This window comes from Streptomyces sp. NPDC017943 (genome assembly GCF_044328425.1).
GTDB classification, from domain to species: domain Bacteria; phylum Actinomycetota; class Actinomycetes; order Streptomycetales; family Streptomycetaceae; genus Streptomyces; species Streptomyces djakartensis_A.
The window spans coordinates 946,334-968,565 of sequence record NZ_JBIRHH010000001.1 but is presented as its reverse complement, the minus strand read 5'-3'; the positions used below and the strand labels follow the sequence as shown (position 1 = coordinate 968,565).

15 protein-coding genes are annotated in these 22,232 nt (G+C 74.3%); 9 read left to right on the top strand and 6 right to left on the bottom strand.

Going from position 1 to position 22,232, the window contains the following annotated elements; genetic code table 11:
- Positions 1–26 precede the first annotated feature (26 nt).
- Positions 27–1,616, bottom strand: a complete 1,590-nt coding sequence (locus tag ACH4C6_RS04270) for a M23 family metallopeptidase (RefSeq protein WP_398106977.1) — start codon at positions 1,614–1,616, stop codon at positions 27–29.
- 218 nt (positions 1,617–1,834) lie between these two features.
- The gene (locus ACH4C6_RS04265; protein ID WP_398107130.1) at positions 1,835–2,752 is read right to left on the bottom strand and encodes an esterase/lipase family protein; all 918 of its coding nucleotides are present in this window, start codon (positions 2,750–2,752) and stop codon (positions 1,835–1,837) included.
- Between the two features lie 599 nt (positions 2,753–3,351).
- On the opposite strand from ACH4C6_RS04265, the gene ACH4C6_RS04260 reads away from it, so the two are divergent.
- Positions 3,352–3,768 carry a cobalamin B12-binding domain-containing protein gene (locus ACH4C6_RS04260; RefSeq protein ID WP_398106976.1) on the top strand — a complete coding sequence of 139 codons (417 nt, stop codon included), beginning with the start codon at positions 3,352–3,354 and terminating at the stop codon, positions 3,766–3,768.
- Positions 3,769–4,157: 389 nt separating this feature from the next.
- Here ACH4C6_RS04260 and ACH4C6_RS04255 read toward each other — a convergent pair whose 3' ends face one another.
- A complete protein-coding gene (locus tag ACH4C6_RS04255) occupies positions 4,158–5,840 on the bottom strand; it encodes a DUF5691 domain-containing protein (protein ID WP_398106975.1) in 1,683 nt (560 codons plus the stop codon).
- 251 nt (positions 5,841–6,091) lie between these two features.
- Positions 6,092–7,459 (bottom strand): SWIM zinc finger family protein, encoded by a 1,368-nt coding sequence (locus ACH4C6_RS04250; protein ID WP_398106974.1) that lies wholly within the window; start codon positions 7,457–7,459, stop codon positions 6,092–6,094.
- Between the two features lie 157 nt (positions 7,460–7,616).
- Here ACH4C6_RS04250 and ACH4C6_RS04245 point away from each other — a divergent pair, with 157 nt between their 5' ends.
- The 5 genes from ACH4C6_RS04245 (at position 7,617) to sucD (ending at position 14,918) form a co-directional block, all read left to right on the top strand.
- Positions 7,617–8,747 carry an AAA family ATPase gene (locus ACH4C6_RS04245; protein ID WP_398106973.1) on the top strand — a complete coding sequence of 377 codons (1,131 nt, stop codon included), beginning with the start codon at positions 7,617–7,619 and terminating at the stop codon, positions 8,745–8,747.
- Between the two features lie 62 nt (positions 8,748–8,809).
- Positions 8,810–11,191 carry a DUF5682 family protein gene (locus ACH4C6_RS04240; RefSeq protein WP_398106972.1) on the top strand — a complete coding sequence of 794 codons (2,382 nt, stop codon included), beginning with the start codon at positions 8,810–8,812 and terminating at the stop codon, positions 11,189–11,191.
- A gap of 118 nt (positions 11,192–11,309) precedes the next feature.
- Positions 11,310–12,476 (top strand): VWA domain-containing protein, encoded by a 1,167-nt coding sequence (locus ACH4C6_RS04235; RefSeq protein WP_398106971.1) that lies wholly within the window; start codon positions 11,310–11,312, stop codon positions 12,474–12,476.
- 354 nt (positions 12,477–12,830) lie between these two features.
- The gene (sucC, locus tag ACH4C6_RS04230) at positions 12,831–14,012 is read left to right on the top strand and encodes an ADP-forming succinate--CoA ligase subunit beta (RefSeq protein WP_398106970.1); all 1,182 of its coding nucleotides are present in this window, start codon (positions 12,831–12,833) and stop codon (positions 14,010–14,012) included.
- Positions 14,013–14,033: 21 nt separating this feature from the next.
- Entirely contained in the window at positions 14,034–14,918 is an 885-nt protein-coding gene (gene sucD, locus ACH4C6_RS04225; protein ID WP_398106969.1) for a succinate--CoA ligase subunit alpha, read from the top strand.
- Positions 14,919–15,047: 129 nt separating this feature from the next.
- On the opposite strand, the gene ACH4C6_RS04220 is transcribed toward sucD, so the two are convergent.
- A complete protein-coding gene (locus ACH4C6_RS04220; RefSeq protein WP_398106968.1) occupies positions 15,048–16,718 on the bottom strand; it encodes a helix-turn-helix domain-containing protein in 1,671 nt (556 codons plus the stop codon).
- Between the two features lie 96 nt (positions 16,719–16,814).
- Here ACH4C6_RS04220 and ACH4C6_RS04215 point away from each other — a divergent pair, with 96 nt between their 5' ends.
- The gene (locus ACH4C6_RS04215; protein WP_398106967.1) at positions 16,815–18,734 is read left to right on the top strand and encodes a DUF6350 family protein; all 1,920 of its coding nucleotides are present in this window, start codon (positions 16,815–16,817) and stop codon (positions 18,732–18,734) included.
- Between the two features lie 34 nt (positions 18,735–18,768).
- On the opposite strand, the gene ACH4C6_RS04210 is transcribed toward ACH4C6_RS04215, so the two are convergent.
- Positions 18,769–19,551 carry a hypothetical protein gene (locus ACH4C6_RS04210; protein ID WP_398106966.1) on the bottom strand — a complete coding sequence of 261 codons (783 nt, stop codon included), beginning with the start codon at positions 19,549–19,551 and terminating at the stop codon, positions 18,769–18,771.
- A 319-nt stretch (positions 19,552–19,870) separates the two neighbouring features.
- Here ACH4C6_RS04210 and purN point away from each other — a divergent pair, with 319 nt between their 5' ends.
- A complete protein-coding gene (purN, locus tag ACH4C6_RS04205; RefSeq protein ID WP_398106965.1) occupies positions 19,871–20,509 on the top strand; it encodes a phosphoribosylglycinamide formyltransferase in 639 nt (212 codons plus the stop codon).
- Positions 20,506–22,068: a bifunctional phosphoribosylaminoimidazolecarboxamide formyltransferase/IMP cyclohydrolase gene (gene purH, locus ACH4C6_RS04200; protein ID WP_398106964.1), complete on the top strand. Its 1,563-nt coding sequence runs from the start codon at positions 20,506–20,508 to the stop codon at positions 22,066–22,068. The genes purN and purH overlap by 4 nt, the downstream gene beginning before the upstream one ends.
- Positions 22,069–22,232: the final 164 nt, after the last annotated feature.

Below are 22,232 nucleotides of genomic sequence, written 5' to 3'. Positions count from 1 at the left end.
CCGGGGCGCCCCCGGCCGCCGGACGGTCAGGCCGGGTTGATGCCGTGGCTGCGCAGCCACGGGAGCGGGTCGATCGCCGAGCCGCCGCCAGGACGCACCTCGAAGTGCAGGTGCGGACCGGTGGAGTTGCCCGAGTTGCCGGAGCGGGCGATCGGGTCGCCGGCCTTCACGGCCGTACCGGAGGGGACGGTGTAGGTGGAGAGGTGGCAGTACCACGTCTCCGTGCCGTCCTTCGCGGTCACGATCATCATGTTGCCGTAGGCGCTGTTCCACTGCGTGCGCACGGTGCCGTCGGTCGCGGCCATCACGGTCGTGCCGTACGCGACGGGGAAGTCGATGCCCGTGTGCAGGGACATCCAGTTGATGCCCGACTGGCCGTAGTAGGCGCTCAGCCCGTGCTGCGAGACCGGCAGGGCGAACTTGGGGCGCAGCCGCTCCTTGCGGGCCGCCTCCTCCGCCGCCCGCTTCTTCTCGGCGACCTGCTGGGCCTTCAGGTCGATGCGCTCCTGCGTCCGGCTGGCTCGGTCGGCGAAGTCGTCGGCGCCGGCGGCGAGGCTCTGCAACTGCGTGTCGAGCTTGTTGTTGGCGGCGGCCGGCTTCACCGGCTGCACGTCCGCGGCCGTCGTGTGCGCCTCGGCCGCGCTGTCGTCGGTGAAGCTGCCCACCGACGCGGCCGCGATCCCCGCGACACCCATCACGCACGCCGACGGCACCGCGACGGTCAGCAGCGCCGAACGCTTCGGCGGCGTACGGCGGCGGGAGCGGGACGCGGCCCGCGCGGCGGCCCGGGAACCGGGGGGCGCGACCTCTTCCTGGCCGTCCAGGAGCGGGCCGACGGTGGGCAGTTCACCGGTGGAGGCCGTCTCGCCGCCGTCGGCGGCGGGCCCGTGGCCGGCGGGGTCGTCGTAGCCGACGTGCTCGAACGTCGCGGTCTCGAGCTGGTCGAACGGCACCGGCTCGGACGGGTCGAACTGCGTCGGCTCGTGCGCCTCGAACGGCGTCGGCTCGTGCTGCTCGAAGGTTTCGGCAGGGTGCTCGTGGCCGTCGCCGGCCGGTGCCGAGCCGTCGGAGTTCCACTGCGTGGCGTCGTAGGCGCCGGTGTCGAAGGTCTGCGTGCCCCAGTCCCACTGCTGGGTGTGGCCGGCTGAGTTGCCCGACGGGTCCGGCTGGAGCCAGGCGCCGCTGTCCCACTGGCCGGTGGCGTCCGGGGCCGGGGACGGCGACGGGATGCCCGCCACCGGCTGCTGCCCGGTCGACCAGGAGGTCGTGTCGTAGACGCCGGTGTCATAGGCGGCGTGGTGCTGGGCCGCGTAGGCGTCATAGTTCGCGTGCTCGGGGGTACCCGTGGACCACTGACCGGAGTTGTAGGCACCCGTGTCGTGGCCGTTGCCCGGCATGTCGCCGAAGAGGGGGTCCGTGGCGAAGCTCGGAGCGGAGTGGGCGGAGGCGTCGAGCCCCGCGCCGTCGCCGGAGGGAAAACCGGTGGCGGGGTAGTCGCCGTACGTGGTGAAGTCGCCGTACGGGGCTTCCTGGGTGCCGTACGACGCGTAGTGCGCCGAGTCGGCGTCGGAAGCCGGAGCCGGGGGCATGGTCCCCGACGGGTGACGGTCGTTCACCAACTTCTCTTTCGCCTCGACAACAGGGGCTGCCAGAGCAGTGCGGCGACTGTACCCGGCGGTACGCGGGCACGACAATCTTCGGCAGGTTTCACGCGCGCAGGAAACGGGCATTCGGCCGTGTTTTGGCGGATGCGGGCCCGGGCTTGGCCTTGTGTTCGAGGTTTGTTCGAAGCTGATCGGGGCTGCGCGGTCCTGTGGCGGCTGTATGACGAGTTTCAGGCCACCGTCAGACCACCGGCGGCATCCCCCGCCGGGCCGTCGGCCCCGTCCGCGGAGGGTTCCCCCGGGTGCGCCGTGTCGGCCGTGTCGGCCGTGTCGGCCGTGTCGAGAGCCTCCCGGATCCCGGCGGCGACCGCGGGATGCACGGGCAGGGCGAGATGGCCGATGCCGGTGACCCGTACGGTGCGCACCGACAGATCGGGATGGTCGATGCGGGCCGCCTCCGGCGGGACCATCACATGATCCAGGTCGCTCCAGAAGGCGACGAAGTGCGTACGGCAGTCAGGGGCGGGCAGGGCGAGCTCCGCGAGCACCGGTGAGCCGGGGCGCATCTGGCGCACGATGGGGTGCGCGTCGGCCAGGCGCGCCGCACGGGTGCCCGCATGCGGTGTGCCGAGCGTGACGAGGGTCCGCACCCGCGTGTCACCACCGAGCCGTTGCACGTAGTACCGCGCGATCAAGCCCCCGAGGCTGTGCCCGACGATGTCGACCCGCTCGGCTCCGGTGCGCTCGCAGACCTCCTCGATGTGCCGGCCGAGGCGCTCCGCCGCGACCCGTATGTCGCACGTCAGCGGCGAGTAGTTGAGGGACTCGACCTGGTGCCTGCCGCGCCGGGCGAGGGTGCGGCGCAGCAGGACGAAGACCGAGCGGTTGTCGATGAGCCCATGCAGCAGGACCACGGGCGGCTTCGCCCGCGCGGGCAGCCGGGCGGCGCCGTCGCCGGCGGGTGCCGGGACCGGGGCGCGCCGTTCCCGAGTGATGCCGGAGGGGTAGAGGAGGAGGTGCCCGGCCAGGATCGCCAGCTCCAGGGCGGTCGCCTTGAGCAGGGCCGCGGACCATCCGCCCGGCAGGGCCGTCGCCGCGGGCGGCAGACTCCGGCCGGCCGGGAGGAACGGCAGGGAAGCACCGCTCATCCGGCCGACGGCTGCGATCACGCTGATCCCGGTGACCTTCACGGCCGACCTCCTGTCGGCACGTATGGGGCGGCTCCGCCCCCCGTGTGCCCTCGTGGAAAGCAGCCGTGAAGACGGCCGGCGACGATCGCCCGAGTGGTGTGAGCCCCGTGGGCTGCGGGAACAGTGCGCGGCCTGTGGCGTGGGTGACGCCGGTGGTGCGACGAGGTCCCCGATCGGTGGGGTGACGAGGCTTCTCGCCGATGCGCCGTGCGTGCTCTCGCGTGTCGTGCCGGCCCTGTGTGCCTTCGCCGAAGTGCCGTACCGCCGCCGGGTGGGGTGGGTGCGGCGGCGAACGGGGGACCTCCCGGCGGCTCCCCTTGCGCTTGTCCCACCATGTGATTTCCCCCTCGGTCTGCACCCCGAAACTGCCGGGTGCGGGATCCTGGAGATAACGTTCGTTCACTTGCCCGGACGGTTCGGGGCGGGGCGTCCGTGCCGTGGCGCCGCAGCAGCTGCGGTGGGCGGCGGCCCGAGCGGTGTGTTCGGCGTGTACTGCGCGGGGGATCTGTGCGGTACTTGTCGGTACGGATGGATGTAGTCGCTTCATGGAGGCAGTGATGGGTGTGGCAGCCGGTCCGATCCGCGTGGTGGTGGCCAAGCCGGGGCTCGACGGCCACGATCGCGGGGCCAAGGTGATCGCGCGTGCCCTGCGCGACGCCGGTATGGAGGTCATCTACACGGGCCTGCACCAGACCCCGGAGCAGATCGTCGACACGGCGATCCAGGAGGACGCCGACGCGATCGGGCTCTCCATCCTCTCCGGCGCGCACAACACGCTCTTCGCGGCGGTGATCGACCTGCTCAAGGAGCGGGACGCCGAGGACATCCTGGTCTTCGGCGGCGGGATCATCCCCGAGGCGGACATCGCCCCGCTGAAGGAGAAGGGCGTCGCGGAGATCTTCACTCCCGGCGCGACCACCCAGGCGATCGTCGACTGGGTCCGCGCGAACGTCCGCCAGCCGGCCGGGGCGTAGGCCTCCGGCGGTTGGGGGCGTTCGGGCCGTTCGGGCGGGTTGAGCGGATCCGGTGGTTCGAGCGGGTCGGGCGGGTCGGACAGGTCGGGCGAGTTGAGCGGATCCGGCGGTCCGAGCGGGTCGGGCGGGTCGGACAGGTCGGGCGAGTTGAGCGGATCCGGCGGTCCGAGCGGGTTGGCCGGATGGGGCAGTTCGAGCGGGTCGGGTGGTCCGAGCGGATCGGGCAGTTCGAGCGAGTCGGGTGATCCGAGCGGGTCGGGCGGATGGGGCAGTTCGGGCGCGGCTGGTGCGGTGAGTGCCGGTGCGGTCGGTGTCGCTGACGCGGCGGGTGCCGACCCGGTCGGGGCCGGGCGGACGGGCGGTGGTGCCCGCGGCCGGGCCCCCGGTTGTCACGGCGTCCGCAGTTCCTCCGTCATGGCCGCACGCAGGCGCAGGGTCGTGACCAGTCGCTGGAAGGCCTCCGCCCAGTAGCCGCCGGCCCCGGGCGAGGAGTTCTCCGCCTCGTCCGGCACGGCCAGCAGGGCGTCGAGACGTACCGCCTCCGACGGATCCAGGCAGCGCTCGGCCAGTCCCATCACTCCGCTGAAACTCCATGGGTAACTCCCCGCGTCCCGAGCGATGTTGAGCGCGTCCACCACCGCCCGGCCGAGCGGCGGAGCCCACGGCACCGCGCACACGCCGAGCAACTGGAACGCCTCGGACAGGCCGTGCGTGGCGATGAAGCCGGCCACCCACTCGGCCCGTTCGGCGCCGCCCAGCGTGCCGAGCAGCTTGGCGCGTTCGGCCAGCGACACCGCACCGGGGCCGCCCGCCTCCGGGGCCGTGGGCTCGCCGAGCAGTGCCCGTGACCACGCGGCGTCCCCCTGACGGGCCGCCGCCCGGCACCACGCCGCGTGCAGTTCGCCCTGCCAGCCGTCCGCCACGGGCAGGGCCACGATCTCCGCGGGTGTCCGGCCGCCCAGGCGACCCGACCAGATGCCCAGCGGCGCCGCCTCCACCACCTGCCCGAACCACCATGATCGTTCACCCCGTCCCGCGGGTGCCTTGGCCACCACACCGTCGCGCTCCATACCGGAGTCGCACTCGTGCGGCGCTTCGACGACGATCGCCGGTCCTGGCTCCCGGGACTCACGGGCCCCCGCGTCCGCATCTTGTCCGTCGGCGGAGGAGGACGCCGTCCGCGTGTGGTCGATGGCCACGCAGGCTGCCGCCCGGACCGCCATCCGGGCGGCCAGCGCCGAACCGGGCAGCGACGACAGCAGTTCCGCCGCGGTCGCCCGGACGTTGCGGCTGCGGTCGGCGAGGGCCTGCTCCAGGAACGGCTCGTCCTCCGGGCCCAGGCCCGCGCGCAGGGAGTCGAGGAACATCAGCCGGTCCTCGGCCCGTTCGGTCGTCCAGGTCGCCGCGAGCAGCTCGCGGGCGGCGGCCGGGTCGCCGGAGCGCAACGCGGACAGCAGCGCGACCCGTTCCGCGAACAGGCCCTCCTGCCACAGCTGCTCGATCCCCTCGGTGTCGTCGAGGCGCGGCAGGGCCGCCCCACCGCCGGGCGTCGACCGCAGGGCGAACCGCCAGTCCGGGTTCAGCCGGGCCAGCCACAGGGCACGCGGCCCGGCGAACTCCAGTGCCGCCGGGCGCAGATCCGTACGGCCCCGGGCCGCGTCCAGCAGCGCCGGGAGCACGTGCGCAGGCGGTGCGAAGCCACGGGCGTTGGCCGTCGCGAGCCACTGCGGCAGCAGTTCCATCAGGTCGGGGGCCGCACCCCGGCGGCCACCGCCCGACGGGCCCGGGCGGTCGGCCAGGAGCAGGGCGAGCCTGCGGGCCGCAGCGGCCGGCAGCGGCGGGCGCGTGTCCGGCGGGGCAGGGTGCGGACGCTCGGCAGCCCGTGCCGGACGCAGACCGGCCCGGCGGCGCACGGTCTCCACGGCCGCCGCGTCCAGCAGGGCCGCCGGCGCGTCCGGACCCGGAGCGATACCCGGCGGGGTGCGCCGGTCGGTGCCGAGCAGCGCGGTCGTGACGAGCCCTTCCCAGGCGCCCTCGGCGGGCGCGTCCACGGGTGTGGAGGTCCTGGTCATGAACTTCCCTTCTGCCGGACATCCGGGGGCGGTCGAGGACCGTCCTCTCCGGTTGTCCTGTGGTGCCGGACGATGCGTGGATCCGTGGGATGGGTGGCGGGTCGACGGGTGGATGCCCGACGGGCCGGTGGGGCGACGGGTTGGCGGGTCGATGGGGCGACGGGTGAGTGAGGTGAGTGCGGCGGTCGGCCCGTGGTGTGGGGGAATCCGAGCGGCGCGGCGGAGGCGTCGCTGAACGCCTCGCCCCGCCGTCAGCAGAGGCTGACCGGGTCGCCCGCGCCCTCGGGCCAGGCCGTCAGCGGGGTGAAGCCCCGGTGGCCGCACTCGCCGAAGACCTTGACCGGCGCGCCGCCCGACAGGGCGACCAGCCGCCACAGGCCCGGACGGGACCGCGCCGCGGGGGTGAGCGGCAGGGCCGCGTCCTCGTCGGCGTCCGCCAACTGCCAGGAGCCGCCGTGCGGGACGGGGACGACCCGGTCCAGCGTGACGGGAACGGACTCCAGCCACGGGTCCTCGCGCAGGGCGTCGCCGTAGCGCGCGGCCGCCCGGGTCGTCGTCAGGCCCGGCGGCCGGACCGCGGTCGGCGCGGGCGGGGCGAACTGCTCGCCCAGGGCGACCCGCAGCTGCCCGGCGCCGGGATACGCCGACACCTCGGCCTCCAGGGCCAGGCCCACCGGCAGCGACAACTCCGGGGCCCGGCCCGCGGCGCCGTAGGACAGGAGCAGGACCGTGCGCTGCGAGTCGGCGCCGTGCAGCCATGTCCGGCGGGTCGTCAGACGCGGGTCCGTCGTGTCGTACTGGGCGAGGACCAGCCAGCTGTCCTTGTGCGGCGGGCCGTCGGCGGAGGCCGGCAGGCCGATACGGGAGCGGACCGTGGCCGCGAGGCCGTCCGGAAGCCGCTCACGGCGCAGCCAGCCCTGGCCGAGAAGATGCAGCAGCGCACACTCCTCCAGCAGCCGCACCGGCCAGCCGGGACCGGTGGACGGGATGGCACCCAGCTCCCGGACCCGCGCGGCGAGACCCTGGGCCTGGGCGTCGACCATGCGGGCCGCCGTCTCCTCCCACAGTCCGTAACCCGCGTGCTCCGCCGAGGCCAGGCCCCCGCGGAGCAGGTCCGTCAGGCGCTGCTCCAGCTCGGTCGCGCCCGCCGTGACCCGCTCGGCCCGGCGCTCCGCCCGGCGGCGGGCGGCCTCCAGACCGGCGGAACCGGACGGCCCGGCGGTGCCGTCCCCGTCCTTCCCGTCCTCAGCCTTCTCCTCGGCACGGCGGCGCCGGCCGGAGATCCACTGCTCGGCCCAGCCCGGCGGCTCCCCGGCCGGCACGGCCCCGTCCTCGCCCGCCCAGAGCAGCAGCAGCCCCAACGCGTGCTTGCACGGGAACTTACGGCTCGGGCAACTGCACTTGTACGCGGGCCCGGACGCGTCCGCGAGGTCCACGACCGTCTGATACGGCTTGCTCCCGCTGCCCTTGCACAGCCCCCACACCGTCCCCTCGCCGGTACTCCCCGCCTCGGACCACGGCCCTGCCGCGCCGAGTTTGCTTCCCGCTTTGCGTGATGCCGCGTCAGGCGCAAGTGCCAGCACCTGGTCCGCGGTCCAGCGCACCCCCTGCTGAGTCATGGGACCGAAGGTAGATCCCGCCACTGACAATCGGCTCCGCAAGCATCGGCGGCCAGGCGTCCGCGACCGCGTTCACGCAGGTCGGAGCGCATTGTCAGTGGCGTGGTGTTACGTGGACCGCAGATCCGAACCGGGCGAGCTGGAGGGGGACTTTGCCATGACCGTGTCCGTGGAGCCGACGTCCGTCGAAGCGGGCGAGGCCCGACCGGCCGAGGCGTTGCGACCGCATGCCGAGGACGCCTTCGCGCAGGAACTGGCCGCGCTGGCCGCTCAGGACGACCGTCCGCGCCCGGTCCGCTGGAAGATGTCGCCGTGGGCCGTGGCCACGTACCTGCTCGGCGGCACCCTGCCCGACGGCACGGTGATCACGCCGAAGTACGTGGGACCGCGCCGCATCGTCGAGGTCGCCGTCACCACGCTCGCCACCGACCGCGCCCTGCTCCTGCTGGGCGTGCCCGGCACGGCGAAGACCTGGGTGTCCGAGCACCTGGCCGCGGCCGTCAGCGGCGACTCCACCCTGCTGGTGCAGGGCACCGCGGGCACCCCGGAGGAGGCCATCCGCTACGGGTGGAACTACGCACAACTGCTCGCCCACGGGCCGAGCCGTGACGCCCTCGTGCCCAGCCCGGTCATGCGGGCGATGGCGGAGGGCATGACGGCCCGGGTCGAGGAGCTCACCCGCATCCCGGCGGATGTCCAGGACACGCTCATCACGATCCTGTCGGAGAAGACGCTGCCGATACCGGAGCTCGGCCAGGAGGTGCAGGCGGTCCGCGGGTTCAACCTGATCGCCACGGCCAACGACCGCGACCGCGGGGTCAACGACCTGTCCAGCGCCCTGCGCCGCCGGTTCAACACGGTGGTGCTGCCGCTGCCGGAGAGCCCGGAAGCCGAGGTCGACATCGTCTCGCGCCGCGTCGACCAGATCGGCCGCTCCCTCGACCTGCCGGCCGCGCCCGACGGCCTCGACGAGATCCGCCGGGTCGTCACCGTCTTCCGGGAGCTGCGGGACGGCGTCACGACCGACGGCCGCACGAAGCTCAAGTCGCCCAGCGGCACCCTGTCCACGGCCGAGGCGATCTCCGTCGTCACCAACGGACTCGCGCTGGCGGCCCACTTCGGCGACGGCGTGCTGCGGCCCGGCGACGTGGCCGCGGGCATCCTCGGCGCGGTGGTCCGCGACCCCGCGGCGGACCGCGTCATTTGGCAGGAGTACCTGGAGACGGTCGTGCGCGAGCGCGACGGCTGGAAGGACTTCTACCGGGCCTGCCGCGAGGTCAGCGGGTGAGCCACGCGGTGCGGGGGCCGGCCGCGGACACGGGACGGGAGGGGAGAACGGGAGGGGAGAAGGTGACGGAGGTGGAAGGGGCCGCGGTCCGGCGGTCCGGGGCGGAGCCGCTGCTGCTCGGCGTGCGCCACCACGGACCGGGATCGGCGCGGGCCGTGCGGGCCGCGCTGGACCAGGCCCGGCCGGGTGCCGTGCTGGTCGAGGGACCGCCCGAGGCGGACGCGCTGATCCCGCTCGCGGCCGACGAGGAGATGCGGCCGCCGGTCGCGCTGCTCGCCCACGCGGTGGACGAGCCCGGCCGCTCGGCGTTCTGGCCGCTGGCCGAGTTCTCCCCCGAGTGGGTGGCCCTGCGCTGGGCGCTGGAGCACGGTGTCCCGGCCCGCTTCATCGACCTGCCGGCCACGCACACGCTGGCGTGGGACGACCAGGGGGACGCCGGAGGGGAGCGTCCTCCGGGTGAGCCCGGCGGCGACGGCGACCCGTCGGGCCCGGGCCCCGCCGAGGTGCGGATCGACCCGCTCGGCGTGCTCGCCGAGACCGCCGGGTACGACGACCCGGAGCGCTGGTGGGAGGACGTCGTCGAGCACCGGGGCACGGGCGGGGGCGACGCGCTCGCACCGTTCACGGCGCTCGAGGAGGCCATGGCGGCCCTGCGGGAGGCGTACGGCAGCGGCGGGCGCGACCGAGACCTGGTGCGCGAGGCGTACATGCGCCTCCACGTGCGCGCGGCGCAGAAGGAGTTCGCGGAAGGGGTCGCCGTCGTCTGCGGTGCCTGGCATGTTCCGGCCCTGCGGCGGAAGGCCACCGTCACCGCCGACAAGGCGCTGCTGAAGGGCCTGCCCAAGGTCAGGACGGACATGACGTGGGTGCCGTGGACCCACCGCAGGCTGTCCCGGTTCAGCGGGTACGGCGCGGGCATCGACTCCCCGGGCTGGTACGGGCACCTGTTCGGCGCCCCCGACCGGCCGGTCGAGCGGTGGATGACCAAGGTGGCCGGGCTGCTGCGCGAGGAGGACCGGATCGTCTCCTCCGCCCATGTCATCGAGGCGGTACGGCTGGCGGAGACACTCGCCGCGATGCGCGGCCGTCCGCTGCCCGGCCTGAGCGAGACGACCGACGCCGTGCGGGCGGTCATGTGCGAGGGCTCGGACGTGCCGCTGGCGCTGGTGCGGGACCGGCTGGTCGTGGGGGACGTGCTGGGGGAGGTGCCGCCGACGGCACCGGCCGTCCCGCTGCAACGCGATCTGGACCGGCTCCAGCGCCGGCTGCGGCTGAAGCCCGAGGCACTGGAGCGCGAGCTGGAGCTCGACCTGCGCAGGGACACCGACGCCTCCCGCAGCAGACTCCTGCACCGGCTGCGGCTGCTCGGCATCGCCTGGGGCGAGCCGGCCGCGTCCAGGAGCAGCACGGGTACGTTCCGCGAGACATGGCGGCTGCGCTGGGAGCCGGAGCTGTCCGTGCGGATCGCCGAGGCCGGCGTGTGGGGCACGACCGTCCTGTCGGCCGCGACCGCCAAGGCCGAGGCCGACGCCGTCGCCGCCCGGGGGCTCGCGGACGTCACAGCACTCGCCGAGCGCTGCCTGCTGGCCGAACTGCCCGGCGCCCTGCCCACGGTGATGCGGATCCTGGCCGACCGCGCCGCCCTCGACGCGGACGTCGGCCACCTCGCCCAGGCACTCCCGGCCCTGGTCCGTTCCCTGCGCTACGGAGACGTCCGCGGCACGGACACCGGGGCGCTGGGGGAGGTCGCCGCCGGTCTGGCCGAGCGCGTCTTCGTCGGCCTGCCGCCGGCCTGTGCCGCCCTGGACGCGGACGCCGCCGAGGAGATGCGGTCCCATGTGGACGCGGTGCACTCGGCCGTGGGTCTCCTCGGTGACGCACCCGCGGCGGGACACGGCCGGCTGAGGGACCGCTGGCAGGCCGTCCTCCGGGTGCTGTCCGCGCGGGACACCGTGCCCGGGGTGATCAGGGGCCGGGCCGTGCGGCTGCTGCTCGACGACGGCGCCCTGGAGCAGGACGAGGCGGCGCGCCTCATGGGGCTCGTCCTGTCCCCGGGCACCCCGCCCGCGGACGCGGCCGCCTGGATCGAGGGTTTCGTCGGAGGGGGTTCCGGCGGCGGCCTGCTCCTCGTGCACGACGAACGGCTGCTCGGGCTGGTCGACGCCTGGCTGACCGGCGTGCCGGCCGACGCGTTCACGGACGTGCTGCCCCTGCTGCGGCGCACGTTCTCGGCGTACGAATCCGGGGTGCGCCGCACCCTGGGCGAACTGGTCCGGCGCGGCCCGGGCACCACGGGGGGCGCGGCCGCCGCGGCGTCCGGCCCGCCCGGCTTCGCGCCCGAACTCGACCCGGCGCGTGCACAGGCCGTACTGCCGGTCGTCCGGCTGCTGCTCGGCCTGGACGAGGAACGCGGTGACGACGAACTGACGGGGGTGACGGGATGACGACCGACGCGACGGCCGCGACCAGGACGGTCGCCGACACGCACGGGACGGACGGCCGGCCGGGGACGACCGTGCCGGTGATGCCGCTGTGGGAACGACCGCGAGCGGGAGGGCAACGGTGACGGCCGAGGCGACGGACGCCGCGCGGGAGAGGCTGCGGCGGTGGCGGCTGGTGCTCGGGGGCGAGGCCGCCGACGGCACGGGATGCGTGCTGTCCGGGCAGGACGCGGCGATGGACGGAGCGCTCACCGCGCTCTACGGCAGGAAGGACGGCGGGAAGCAGGCCGGCCGGGACCGTTCCGCGGGCCTCGGCGCGTCGGCCCCCTCGGTGGCCCGCTGGCTCGGCGACATCCGCACCTACTTCCCGTCCTCCGTCGTGCAGGTCATGCAGCGCGACGCCATCGACCGGCTCGGCCTCGCCACGCTGCTGCTGGAGCCGGAGATGCTGGAGGCGGTCGAGGCCGACGTGCACCTGGTCGGCACGCTGCTGTCGCTCAACAAGGCCATGCCCGAGACGACGAAGGAGACGGCGCGGGCCGTGGTGCGCAAGGTCGTCGAGGACCTGGAGAAGCGCCTGGCCGGCCGCACCCGGGCCACCCTCACCGGCGCGCTCGACCGCAGCGCCCGCGTCAGCCGGCCCCGTCATCACGACATCGACTGGAACCGCACCATCGCGGCCAACCTCAAGCACTACCTGCCCGAGCACCGGACGATCGTGCCGGAGCGGCTCATCGGCTACGGGCGGGCGACCCGGTCCACGAAGAAGGAGGTCATCCTCTGTATCGACCAGTCGGGATCCATGGCGGCATCGGTCGTGTACGCATCGGTGTTCGGGGCGGTGCTCGCCTCGATGCGGACGATCTCCACGCGACTCGTCGTCTTCGACACGGCGGTGGCCGACCTGACCGATCAGCTCGACGACCCGGTGGACGTCCTGTTCGGCACGCAACTGGGCGGCGGCACGGACATCAACCGGGCGCTCGCCTACTGCCAGTCGCAGATCACCCGGCCCGCGGAGACCGTGGTCGTGCTGATCAGCGACCTCTACGAGGGCGGTATCCGCAACGAGATGCTCAAGCGGGTCGCGGCGATGAAGGCGTCGGGAGTGCAGTTCGTGACACTGCTGGCGCTCTCGGACGAGGGGGCCCCGGCCTACGACCGTGAGCACGCGGCGGCCCTGGCGGCCCTCGGGGCGCCGGCGTTCGCCTGTACGCCCGACCTGTTCCCGGAGGTGATGGCGGCGGCGATCGAGAAGCGGCCGCTGCCGATACCGGACGCGGCGTGAGGTGGGGCCGGGGGCCGGGCCCCCGGGGGTCGGGTCGGGGCGCCCCGCGGGCCTCACCGGGCCGGCCCCCGTCCGGTGAGGCGCCTCACTCCGGCGCGCACCCCGGCACGCGCCCGGCACCCGCCTCCGGCACGCCGTGCCAGGCAGCGCGGCATCATGTGACAGGTATCACCGCTCAGGTGTGACCCTCGATTTAGAGGCCCCCCGGAAGCAGCGATAACCTGCGAGACGGACATGCCGCGCGCTCGGACACCGTGTGCGCCTCCCTTGTGACAGACAGCGGACGTCACGTTGCCCTCGCGGCACGCCCACGCAGACAACGAACCGCGAGATCACTGATAGGGACGGAAGCGCGTGGACCTGTTCGAGTACCAGGCGAGGGACCTCTTCGCCAAGCACGATGTACCGGTGCTGGCCGGTGAAGTCATCGACACGCCTGAGGCGGCCCGCGCAGCCACCGAGCGCCTCGGTGGCAAGTCCGTCGTCAAGGCCCAGGTGAAGGTCGGCGGCCGCGGCAAGGCCGGTGGCGTGAAGCTCGCCGGCACCCCCGACGAGGCGGTCGAGCACGCGACCAACATCCTCGGCATGGACATCAAGGGCCACACGGTCCACAAGGTGATGATCGCCGAGACGGCCCCGGAGATCGTGGAGGAGTACTACGTCTCCTTCCTCCTGGACCGTGCCAACCGCACCTTCCTCTCCATCGCGTCCGTCGAGGGCGGCATGGAGATCGAGGAGGTGGCGGCCACCCGCCCCGAGGCCGTCGCCAAGACGCCGATCGACGCCAACGAGGGTGTCACCGAGGCCAAGGCCCGCGAGATCGTCGCGGCCGCCAAGTTCCCGGCCGAGGTCGCCGACAAGGTCGTGAACGTCCTGGTCAAGCTGTGGGACACCTTCATCAAGGAGGACGCCCTCCTGGTCGAGGTCAACCCGCTGGCCAAGGTCGCCTCCGGTGAGGTCATCGCCCTGGACGGCAAGGTCTCCCTGGACGAGAACGCCGAGTTCCGCCAGCCGGAGCACGAGGCCCTCCAGGACAAGGACGCGGCCAACCCGCTCGAGGCCGCCGCCAAGGAGAAGAACCTCAACTACGTCAAGCTCGACGGCGAGGTCGGCATCATCGGCAACGGCGCGGGTCTCGTCATGAGCACCCTGGACGTCGTCGCCTACGCCGGTGAGCAGCACGGCGGCGTCAAGCCCGCCAACTTCCTCGACATCGGTGGTGGCGCCTCCGCCGCCGTCATGGCGAACGGCCTGGAGATCATCCTCGGCGACCCGGACGTCAAGTCCGTGTTCGTCAACGTCTTCGGTGGCATCACCGCCTGCGACGAGGTCGCCAACGGCATCGTCCAGGCGCTGCAGCTGCTCAAGGACAAGGGCGAGGACGTCACCAAGCCCCTCGTCGTCCGCCTGGACGGCAACAACGCCGAGCTGGGTCGCAAGATCCTCTCCGACGCCAACCACCCGCTGGTCCAGCGCGTGGACACCATGGACGGCGCGGCCGACAAGGCCGCCGAGCTCGCGGCTGCTGCGAAGTAAGGGACGAGGGACTACACAGCCATGGCTATCTTCCTCAACAAGGACAGCAAGGTCATCGTCCAGGGCATGACCGGTGCCACGGGCATGAAGCACACCAAGCTCATGCTGGCCGACGGCACGAACATCGTCGGTGGCGTGAACCCGCGCAAGGCGGGCACGACCGTCGACGTCGACGGCACGGAGATCCCGGTCTTCGGCACGGTCGCCGAGGCGATCGAGAAGACGGGCGCGAACGTGTCCGTGCTCTTCGTCCCGCCGGCCTTCGCCAAGGCCGCCGTCGTCGAGGCCATCGACGCCGAGATCCCGCTCGCGGTCGTCATCACCGAGGGCATCGCCGTCCACGACTCGGCCGCGTTCTACGCCTACGCCGTGTCCAAGGGCAACAAGACCCGGATCATCGGCCCGAACTGCCCCGGTCTCATCACCCCGGGTCAGTCCAACGCCGGCATCATCCCGGGCGACATCACCAAGCCGGGCCGCATCGGCCTGGTCTCGAAGTCCGGCACGCTGACGTACCAGATGATGTACGAGCTGCGTGACATCGGCTTCTCCTCCGCCGTCGGCATCGGTGGCGACCCGGTCATCGGCACCACGCACATCGACGCGCTCGCCGCGTTCGAGGCCGACCCCGACACCGACCTGATCGTCATGATCGGCGAGATCGGCGGCGACGCCGAGGAGCGGGCCGCGGCGTACATCAAGGAGAACGTGAAGAAGCCGGTCGTCGGCTACGTCGCGGGCTTCACCGCGCCCGAGGGCAAGACCATGGGCCACGCCGGCGCCATCGTCTCCGGTTCCTCCGGCACGGCCGCCGCGAAGAAGGAGGCCCTCGAGGCCGCCGGCGTCAAGGTCGGCAAGACGCCGACCGAGACCGCCAAGCTCGCGCGCGAGATCCTCGCCGGCTGAGCCGAGCGCACGGCGTCCGCGTCAGCGCGGACGCACGCACGACGGTGGGCCCGCCCCTTCACCGGGGGCGGGCCCACCGTCGTCTGCGGAAGGCCCCCCGGGGAAGGCGGCGCGGACGCCGCGGACGCGTCACCGTGGTTGCGGCAGCAGCCGTTCCGGCCCCCTCTGCTGCTGCTCGCGCAGCTTCGAGCGCAGCTTCCGCTCCGACTCCGACAGCGGACCGGGCGCCACCGGGGGCGGCACGCCCTGGACCGTCTCCCCGGGCGGCACGGGCGGCTCGTAACGCGTCGGGGCGGTGTGGAGCGTGAGGGCCGTGGTGCCGATGAGGGCGACCGTGAAGGCGATGGCGGCCCGGGTCCAGAATCGGGCCCGGCGTTCCCCGCCGCGGCGCACGACGGGCGGTTTGGCCGCACGCAGCCGTTCGGCGGAGGCCAGTTCCACCAGCCGCCAGTGCAGCACCTCCGGGTCCGCCAGGTCCGGCAGCCGTTCCGCGACCGCCTCGCGTGCGTGCGCCAGGCGGTTCACCGTCGCGCGGGTGCTCGCCTCCGTCTCCGCCGCCGTCTCGGGCAGCTCCAGCCCGACCCCGTCGTACAGCACCAGGGCGCGGCGGTAGGGCGGCGGCAGCTCCAGCAGGGTGCTCATCAGCGCCCGGTCGAGGGCGTCGGAGGGCGGCGGCTCGGGATGGCGGTGGCGGGGCCGCAGCCGGTGCCAGGGGGAGAGGGCCCACTCGTACGCCGCCGCGCGCACCCAGCCCGCCGGGTCGGGGTCCCGGGCCACCTCGGGCCAGCGCTGCCAGGCGTTCTGGAACGCCCGCTCGACCGACTCCCGGGCGAGGTCGCGGCGGCCGGTCAGCAGGTAGGTCTGCCGGACCAGTGCGGGTGCGCAGAAGGCGTACAGCGCGTCGAAGGACTCGGCCGGGGTCAGCGCGTCGGCCGCGCCGTCCGGCCGGCGGGGTCCGGCGCTGCCGGTGTGGGCGGGCCCCCGTTCGAGAAGGGGCGGCCGGTCCCGGACGGCCACGGAGGCCGGGGACCGGTGCTGTCCGGGCCCGTGCCCGTGCCCGCGGCCGCGGCCGACGGGGTGCTTCCGGTCCGGCCCCGCATGACGCTCGCGGTCACGGTCCCGGGCGGGTACGGGTGCGGGAGCGTGGTCCGCGCCGGGCGGGTGGCCGGAGGGGTGTGTCCGGTCGTGCAGGGGGGCGTGCGGGCGTTCGGGAACCGGGCCGCGGGACCGGTCGGGGGCCGCCGGGCCCCGGCGCCGCCGGGTGAAGGGGAACCGGCCCCGGCCGCCCCCGGCCCGCTTCCGCTCCACGGTGGCCGTACGGGACCCCTCGGACGCGGCCGAAGCCGTGACCGCGCTCCCACCGGGCTGGGCGGCCGGCTCCGTGTCCGCGGCCGAACTCGTATCGGCCGTCTCGTCGGTGCGCGACGCCTCCGCCTCGCCGCCCGCCGTGCCTGACGCCGTGTCGGCCGTCTCGCCCTCCCGCGCACCGGCCGCGTCCTGCTCGTCCTGCACGTCCTGCATGTCCTGCACGTCCTGCTCGGCCTGAGAGGACGTCACCCCTGGTTCCACCACCGGCCCCACCGGTTCCACCACCGGTTCGACGTCCAGGGAGTTCAGCAGCCTCGCGTACGTCTCCGCCTTGCGGCCGCGCGGCGTGGAGCGGCCGGTCTCCCATCCGCGCACCGTGTCGCTGGTGACACCCACCTGTGAGGCCAGCTGAGCGCGCGTCAGCGAGGCGCTCTCCCGCAGGCGTCGGCGCTCCTTGGGCGGTGGAAGCGGGATGTCGGGGCGCCGGCTCACAGCACGCTCCTCCGGCCGAAAAAGTACATAAACGTATATTGAGCGACACAGCGGTGGTTCGCCTGTTACGACGGGAAAGCGCGTGTCGTTGGGAGCATGGCCGTCGTGATGGAGATGACCGCCCGCCGACGTCCCTCGCCGCCCCTGCTCACCCGGATGCGCGACCGCTCACCCGGACTGGGCGGCGGTCTCGTGGACGGCGCCGTCGCGGCCGGGCTGGGCCTCGCGTCGTTCGCCGTCCTGGTGATGCTGCTGTGGATCACCTCGCCCTACCCCGACAGCGGGCCGGGTGGGGCGCTGCACGTGGCGGCGGCCCTGTGGCTGCTGGCCCACGGTGCCGAGCTGGTGCGCACCGACACGCTCTCCGGTGTCGCGGCCCCCCTGGGCGTCACCCCGCTGCTGCTGCTCGTGCTGCCGGTGTGGCTGCTGCACCGCGCGGGGCGGGACGCGGCGTTCGGCGGAGCGGGCGACGGGCACGACGGCGGCGCCGGCCACACGGCCTACGCCCGCTACGCCGACGAGGACGAAGGGCCCCCGCTGGTGCCCGCCCGCACGGCGTGGACCGGTGCCGTCCTCGGCTACCTCGCCGTCGCCGCGCCCGCCGCCCTCTACGCCGCCGGCGGCCCCCTGCGTCCGTCCTGGACGGGGGCCGGGGCGTGCGTTCCGCTGATCGCCGTCCTCGCGTCCGGAGCGGGCGTCTGGTCGGCGTACGGCCGTCCCGGCGGGCCGCTGCGGCGGCTGCTGCGCGTGCTGCCGAGGTCCCTGCGGCCGCTGCTGCTCGGCCCGGACGGGCGCCCGGGCGCCGCCACCCGGGCCGCGGGCGCCGGACTGGCGGCGCTGCTCGGCGGCGGTGCCCTGCTGCTCGCGGTGTCGCTGGTCTGGCACGGGGCGAGCGCGCAGGGGGCGTTGCTGCGGCTGACCGAGGGCTGGTCGGGGCGGTGCGCGGTGCTGCTGCTGTGCGTGGCTCTGCTGCCCAACGCGGCGGTGTGGGGTGCGGCCTACGCGCTGGGCCCCGGTTTCGCGCTCGGCGCCGGTCACGCCGTCAGCCCTCTCGCCTCCGCGCCGGCTCCGCTCCTGCCTCCCTTCCCTCTGCTGGCGGCGGTGCCGGAGGCGGGGCCGGGGACGCTCGTGCACTGGCTGGCGGGGCTGGTGCCGGCCGTCGCCGGTGTGGTGGTCGGCTGGACGGCCGCCAAGGCCGCCACCCCCTCGGCCCGGCCCCAGCCCGGCACTGCCCCGCCACCGAAGGGCACGGCGGCCGGGTCCGTCCCGCAGCAGGACGGCACGGGACCGGGCGGCGAGGGCGCGCCCGCCGTCTGGCCCGCCGGACGCACGGCCCGGGCCGCAGCTCTCGGGGCGCTGCTCTGCGCGGCCCTGCTGACCGGGCTCGCCGGGCCGGCGGGCGGACCGCTCGGCGTGGACGTCCTGGCGGAGTTCGGGCCGGTCTGGTGGCAGGTGGGCGCCGCGGCCCTGGCGTGGCTGGTGCTGCCGGCCGTGCTCACGGCACTGGTGGTGCGCTCCTGGCGGAGCCGGAGCCGGACGCCCTCGGCGGAGCAGCCGGGCATCGGCAGGCAGCGGGAGGAGGCCGGGCCGGGGCGCCCGGAGAAGGGTCCGCTGCTCGGCCGCCGCTTCCCGCGCACCGGCGTCGCGGGGCCGGCCGGGGTCACCGGGAGTGCCGACCCGGCGAAGGCGGGGCCGTCGGCGTCGGCGTCGGCGCCCCCGGACACCGCAGCCGACGCGTTCCGGTCCTCCCTCGGGCACGACGCCCTGTACGGACTGGGCGACCAGGACGACGACCCCGGCTACGAGCCGTACGACTTCCTGCCGCAGGACCCGGCCTTCGGCTTCGACCCCCTGCCGGCGGACCGGACACCGCAGCCTTTCGACAAGGCCGCCGGCCGCACGGCACACCACACCGACACCGACATGGGCACCGAAGCCGACACCGACACCGACACCGACACCACCGACGGGTCACCGCCCCCGCCCGACCGGTTCGCTGGGCCCGGCCGGGGCTGACGCGGCGGCCGGGGCCGAAGGGGCGGCCGGGGCGTCAGCCGTCCGTGCCGAACAGCCCCCGCAGCTCCTCGGGCAGAAGCCGGGAGCACGACTGCTTCGCCTCGTTGGTCAGAGCGTCGTTCGTGCACGTGTAGTAGTCGCGGTAGACGAGCTGGGCCGCGAAGGACGCGGCGACCAGAGCGATCGCCAGCGACGCCGTGACCAGGCCGCTCACCGCCGCCGTCGTCTGCGGACGGCTCTGCTGCTCGGGGGCCACCGGGGCGTCCGGCTCGGCCGGGCGGGGCTTGGCGCGCAGCGCGCTGATGGCCCAGTACAGGGCGAGCGCGCCGAGCAGCAGGGCCAGGTACTGCCAGCCGAACAGCGCGAAGAAGAAGGCCCACATGCCCGACAGCAGGGAGTAGCGCGCCCGGCGCTGGGCGGGGTCGGTCGGGTCCCAGCGCATGGCCGGCCCGCCGCCCTGGGGGCCGCCGCCCTTGTCCTCGGGGCCGCGCGGGCGCTCGCCGAAGCCGTCGGGGGAGCGGCCGGGCTGCCGGTCGCTCCACCGGCTGCCCCACGGGGAACGGTTGCCCTCCTCGCCGTCCCGGGAGCCGTCACCGGACGGGCGCCGGGGCTGCCAGGGGCGGTCCGGGGTGCCCTCGGGCGGCGGGGCGAAGGGGTTGTCCTCTTCCCGGCCGCGGCCCCGGCCGTCCGGGCCCTCGCCACCGGACGGGGCGTCGGGCGGTGAGCTGGGGCGCTCCCGCAGCAGCACGGCGCCGCGCTCCCCTCCCTGTGCTGACAGCTGGGGGAACGTGGGGAGTCGCAGGCTGCGGTCCGGCATCAAGGTGAGCGTCTTCCCGTTGGTGAGGGGGCATCGGTGGACAGAACTGGGGGGTGGTGACGGAACCCGGCCCGTCACCTCCTGAACGCACCGCGTCCGGAAGGCGTTCCCGGACCGGCTCCGCCCAGACGCTACCTCCCGGCCGGGCCCCCGTCCCGTGGGGGCCGTCCGGAGTGCCGGTATCGTTGCTGACGGCTGGCCGGTTCGTAGGCTTCCCCGTATCCGGGGAGGCGCAGCATTCGTAGGATCGCACCAACGTGGCGCACGGACGCCGGAACGGCCGCCCGGACCGACGCTCCCCCGAGAAAGGCCCACCACCGTGGCCGCCAAGCCCGTGGCCCCGCGCGCCAAGCGCCTCGTCGTGCTGGTCTCCGGATCAGGCACCAACCTCCAGGCGCTGCTCGACGAGATCGCCGCCACCGGCGCGCAGGAGTACGGGGCCGAGATCGTCGCCGTCGGCGCCGACCGCGCGGGCATCGAGGGCCTGGCCCGCGCCGAGCGCGCCGGCCTGCCGACCTTCGTGTGCCGGGTGAAGGACCACGGCAGCCGCGAGGAGTGGGACGCAGCGCTCGCCGAGGCCGTCGCCGCCTTCGCACCCGACCTCGTCGTCTCCGCCGGGTTCATGAAGATCGTCGGCAAGGAGTTCCTCGCCCGGTTCGGCGGGCGGTTCGTCAACACCCACCCGGCCCTGCTGCCCAGTTTCCCGGGGGCCCACGGCGTACGGGACGCGCTCGCGTACGGCGCCAGGGTCACCGGCTGCACCGTCCACTTCGTCGACGACGGCGTCGACACCGGGCCGATCATCGCGCAGGGCGTGGTGGAGATCCGGGACGAGGACGACGAAGGCGCTCTGCACGAGCGCATCAAGGAAGTCGAGCGAAGGCTGCTCGTCGAGGTCGTGGGGCGGCTCGCCCGCAACGGCTATCGCATTGAGGGACGAAAGGTAGTTATCCAGTGACCGCCGAGAGCAACAAGCGGCCCCTTCGCCGGGCGCTCGTCAGCGTCTACGACAAGACCGGTCTCGAGGACCTCGCGCGCGGGCTCCACGAGGCCGGGGTCGAGCTCGTCTCCACGGGCTCCACGGCCGCGAAGATCGCCGCTGCCGGCGTCCCCGTCACCAAGGTCGAGGAGCTGACCGGCTTCCCCGAGTGCCTGGACGGCCGGGTGAAGACGCTGCACCCGCGCGTGCACGCCGGCATCCTCGCCGACCTGCGCCTGGACAGCCACCGCGAGCAGCTCGCCGAGCTGGGGGTGGAGCCGTTCGACCTCGTCGTGGTCAACCTCTACCCGTTCCGCGAGACCGTCGCCTCCGGCGCCTCCCCCGACGAGTGCGTCGAGCAGATCGACATCGGCGGCCCCTCGATGGTCCGCGCCGCCGCCAAGAACCACCCCTCGGTCGCGGTCGTGACCAGCCCCGCCCGCTACGCCGACGTCCTGTCCGCCGTGCAGAGCGGCGGCTTCGACCTCGCCACGCGCAAGCGGCTCGCCGCCGAGGCCTTCCAGCACACCGCCGCCTACGACGTGGCCGTGGCCTCCTGGTTCGCCTCGTCCTACGCGCCGGTCGACGAGTCGCAGTTCCCCGACTTCCTCGGCGCCACCTGGGAGCGCGAGCACACCCTGCGCTACGGCGAGAACCCGCACCAGCCGGCCGCGCTGTACGTCTCCGGCACGGGCGGCCTCGCCCAGGCCGAGCAGCTGCACGGCAAGGAGATGTCGTACAACAACTACACGGACACGGACGCCGCCCGCCGTGCCGCGTACGACCACGCCGAGCCCTGCGTCGCGATCATCAAGCACGCCAACCCCTGCGGCATCGCGATCGGCGCGGACGTCGCCGAGGCGCACCGCAAGGCCCACGCCTGCGACCCGCTGTCGGCGTTCGGCGGTGTGATCGCCGTCAACCGCCCGGTCAGCAAGGAGATGGCCGAGCAGGTCGCGGAGATCTTCACCGAGGTCATCGTCGCGCCGGACTACGAGGACGGCGCGCTGGAGGCCCTCACCAAGAAGAAGAACATCCGGGTGCTGCGCTGCCCCGAGGGCCCGGCCGCCCCGGTCGAGGTCAAGCCGATCGACGGCGGCGCGCTGCTGCAGGTCACCGACCGACTCCAGGCCGACGGCGACGACCCGGCCAACTGGACGCTGGCGACCGGCGAGGCGCTGGGCGAGGCCGAGCTGGCCGAGCTGGCCTTCGCCTGGAAGGCCTGCCGTGCGGTGAAGTCCAACGCCATCCTGCTCGCCCGGGACGGCGCCTCGGTGGGCGTCGGCATGGGTCAGGTCAACCGCGTCGACTCCGCGAAGCTGGCCGTCGAGCGGGCGGGCGCCGAGCGCGCGGCGGGTGCGTACGCCGCCTCCGACGCGTTCTTCCCCTTCCCGGACGGGCTGGAGATCCTCACCGAGGCGGGCGTGAAGGCCGTGGTGCAGCCCGGTGGCTCGGTCCGTGACGAGCTGGTCGTCGAGGCCGCGCGGAAGGCGGGCGTCACGATGTACTTCACGGGGACGCGGCACTTCTTCCACTGAGACCGGGGCGGTCCCACGGGAGCGAGGGCGGCGCTGCGCGGGAACGCGCGGCGCCGCCCGTTTTTCTGCGCCACCCGGACCCTTATCGGCGGGCCGGACCCCGAGTAACATACAGACTGATCTGTTTCAGGGGCTCCGTTCCGGTCCCCGCCTCGCACGCTCGG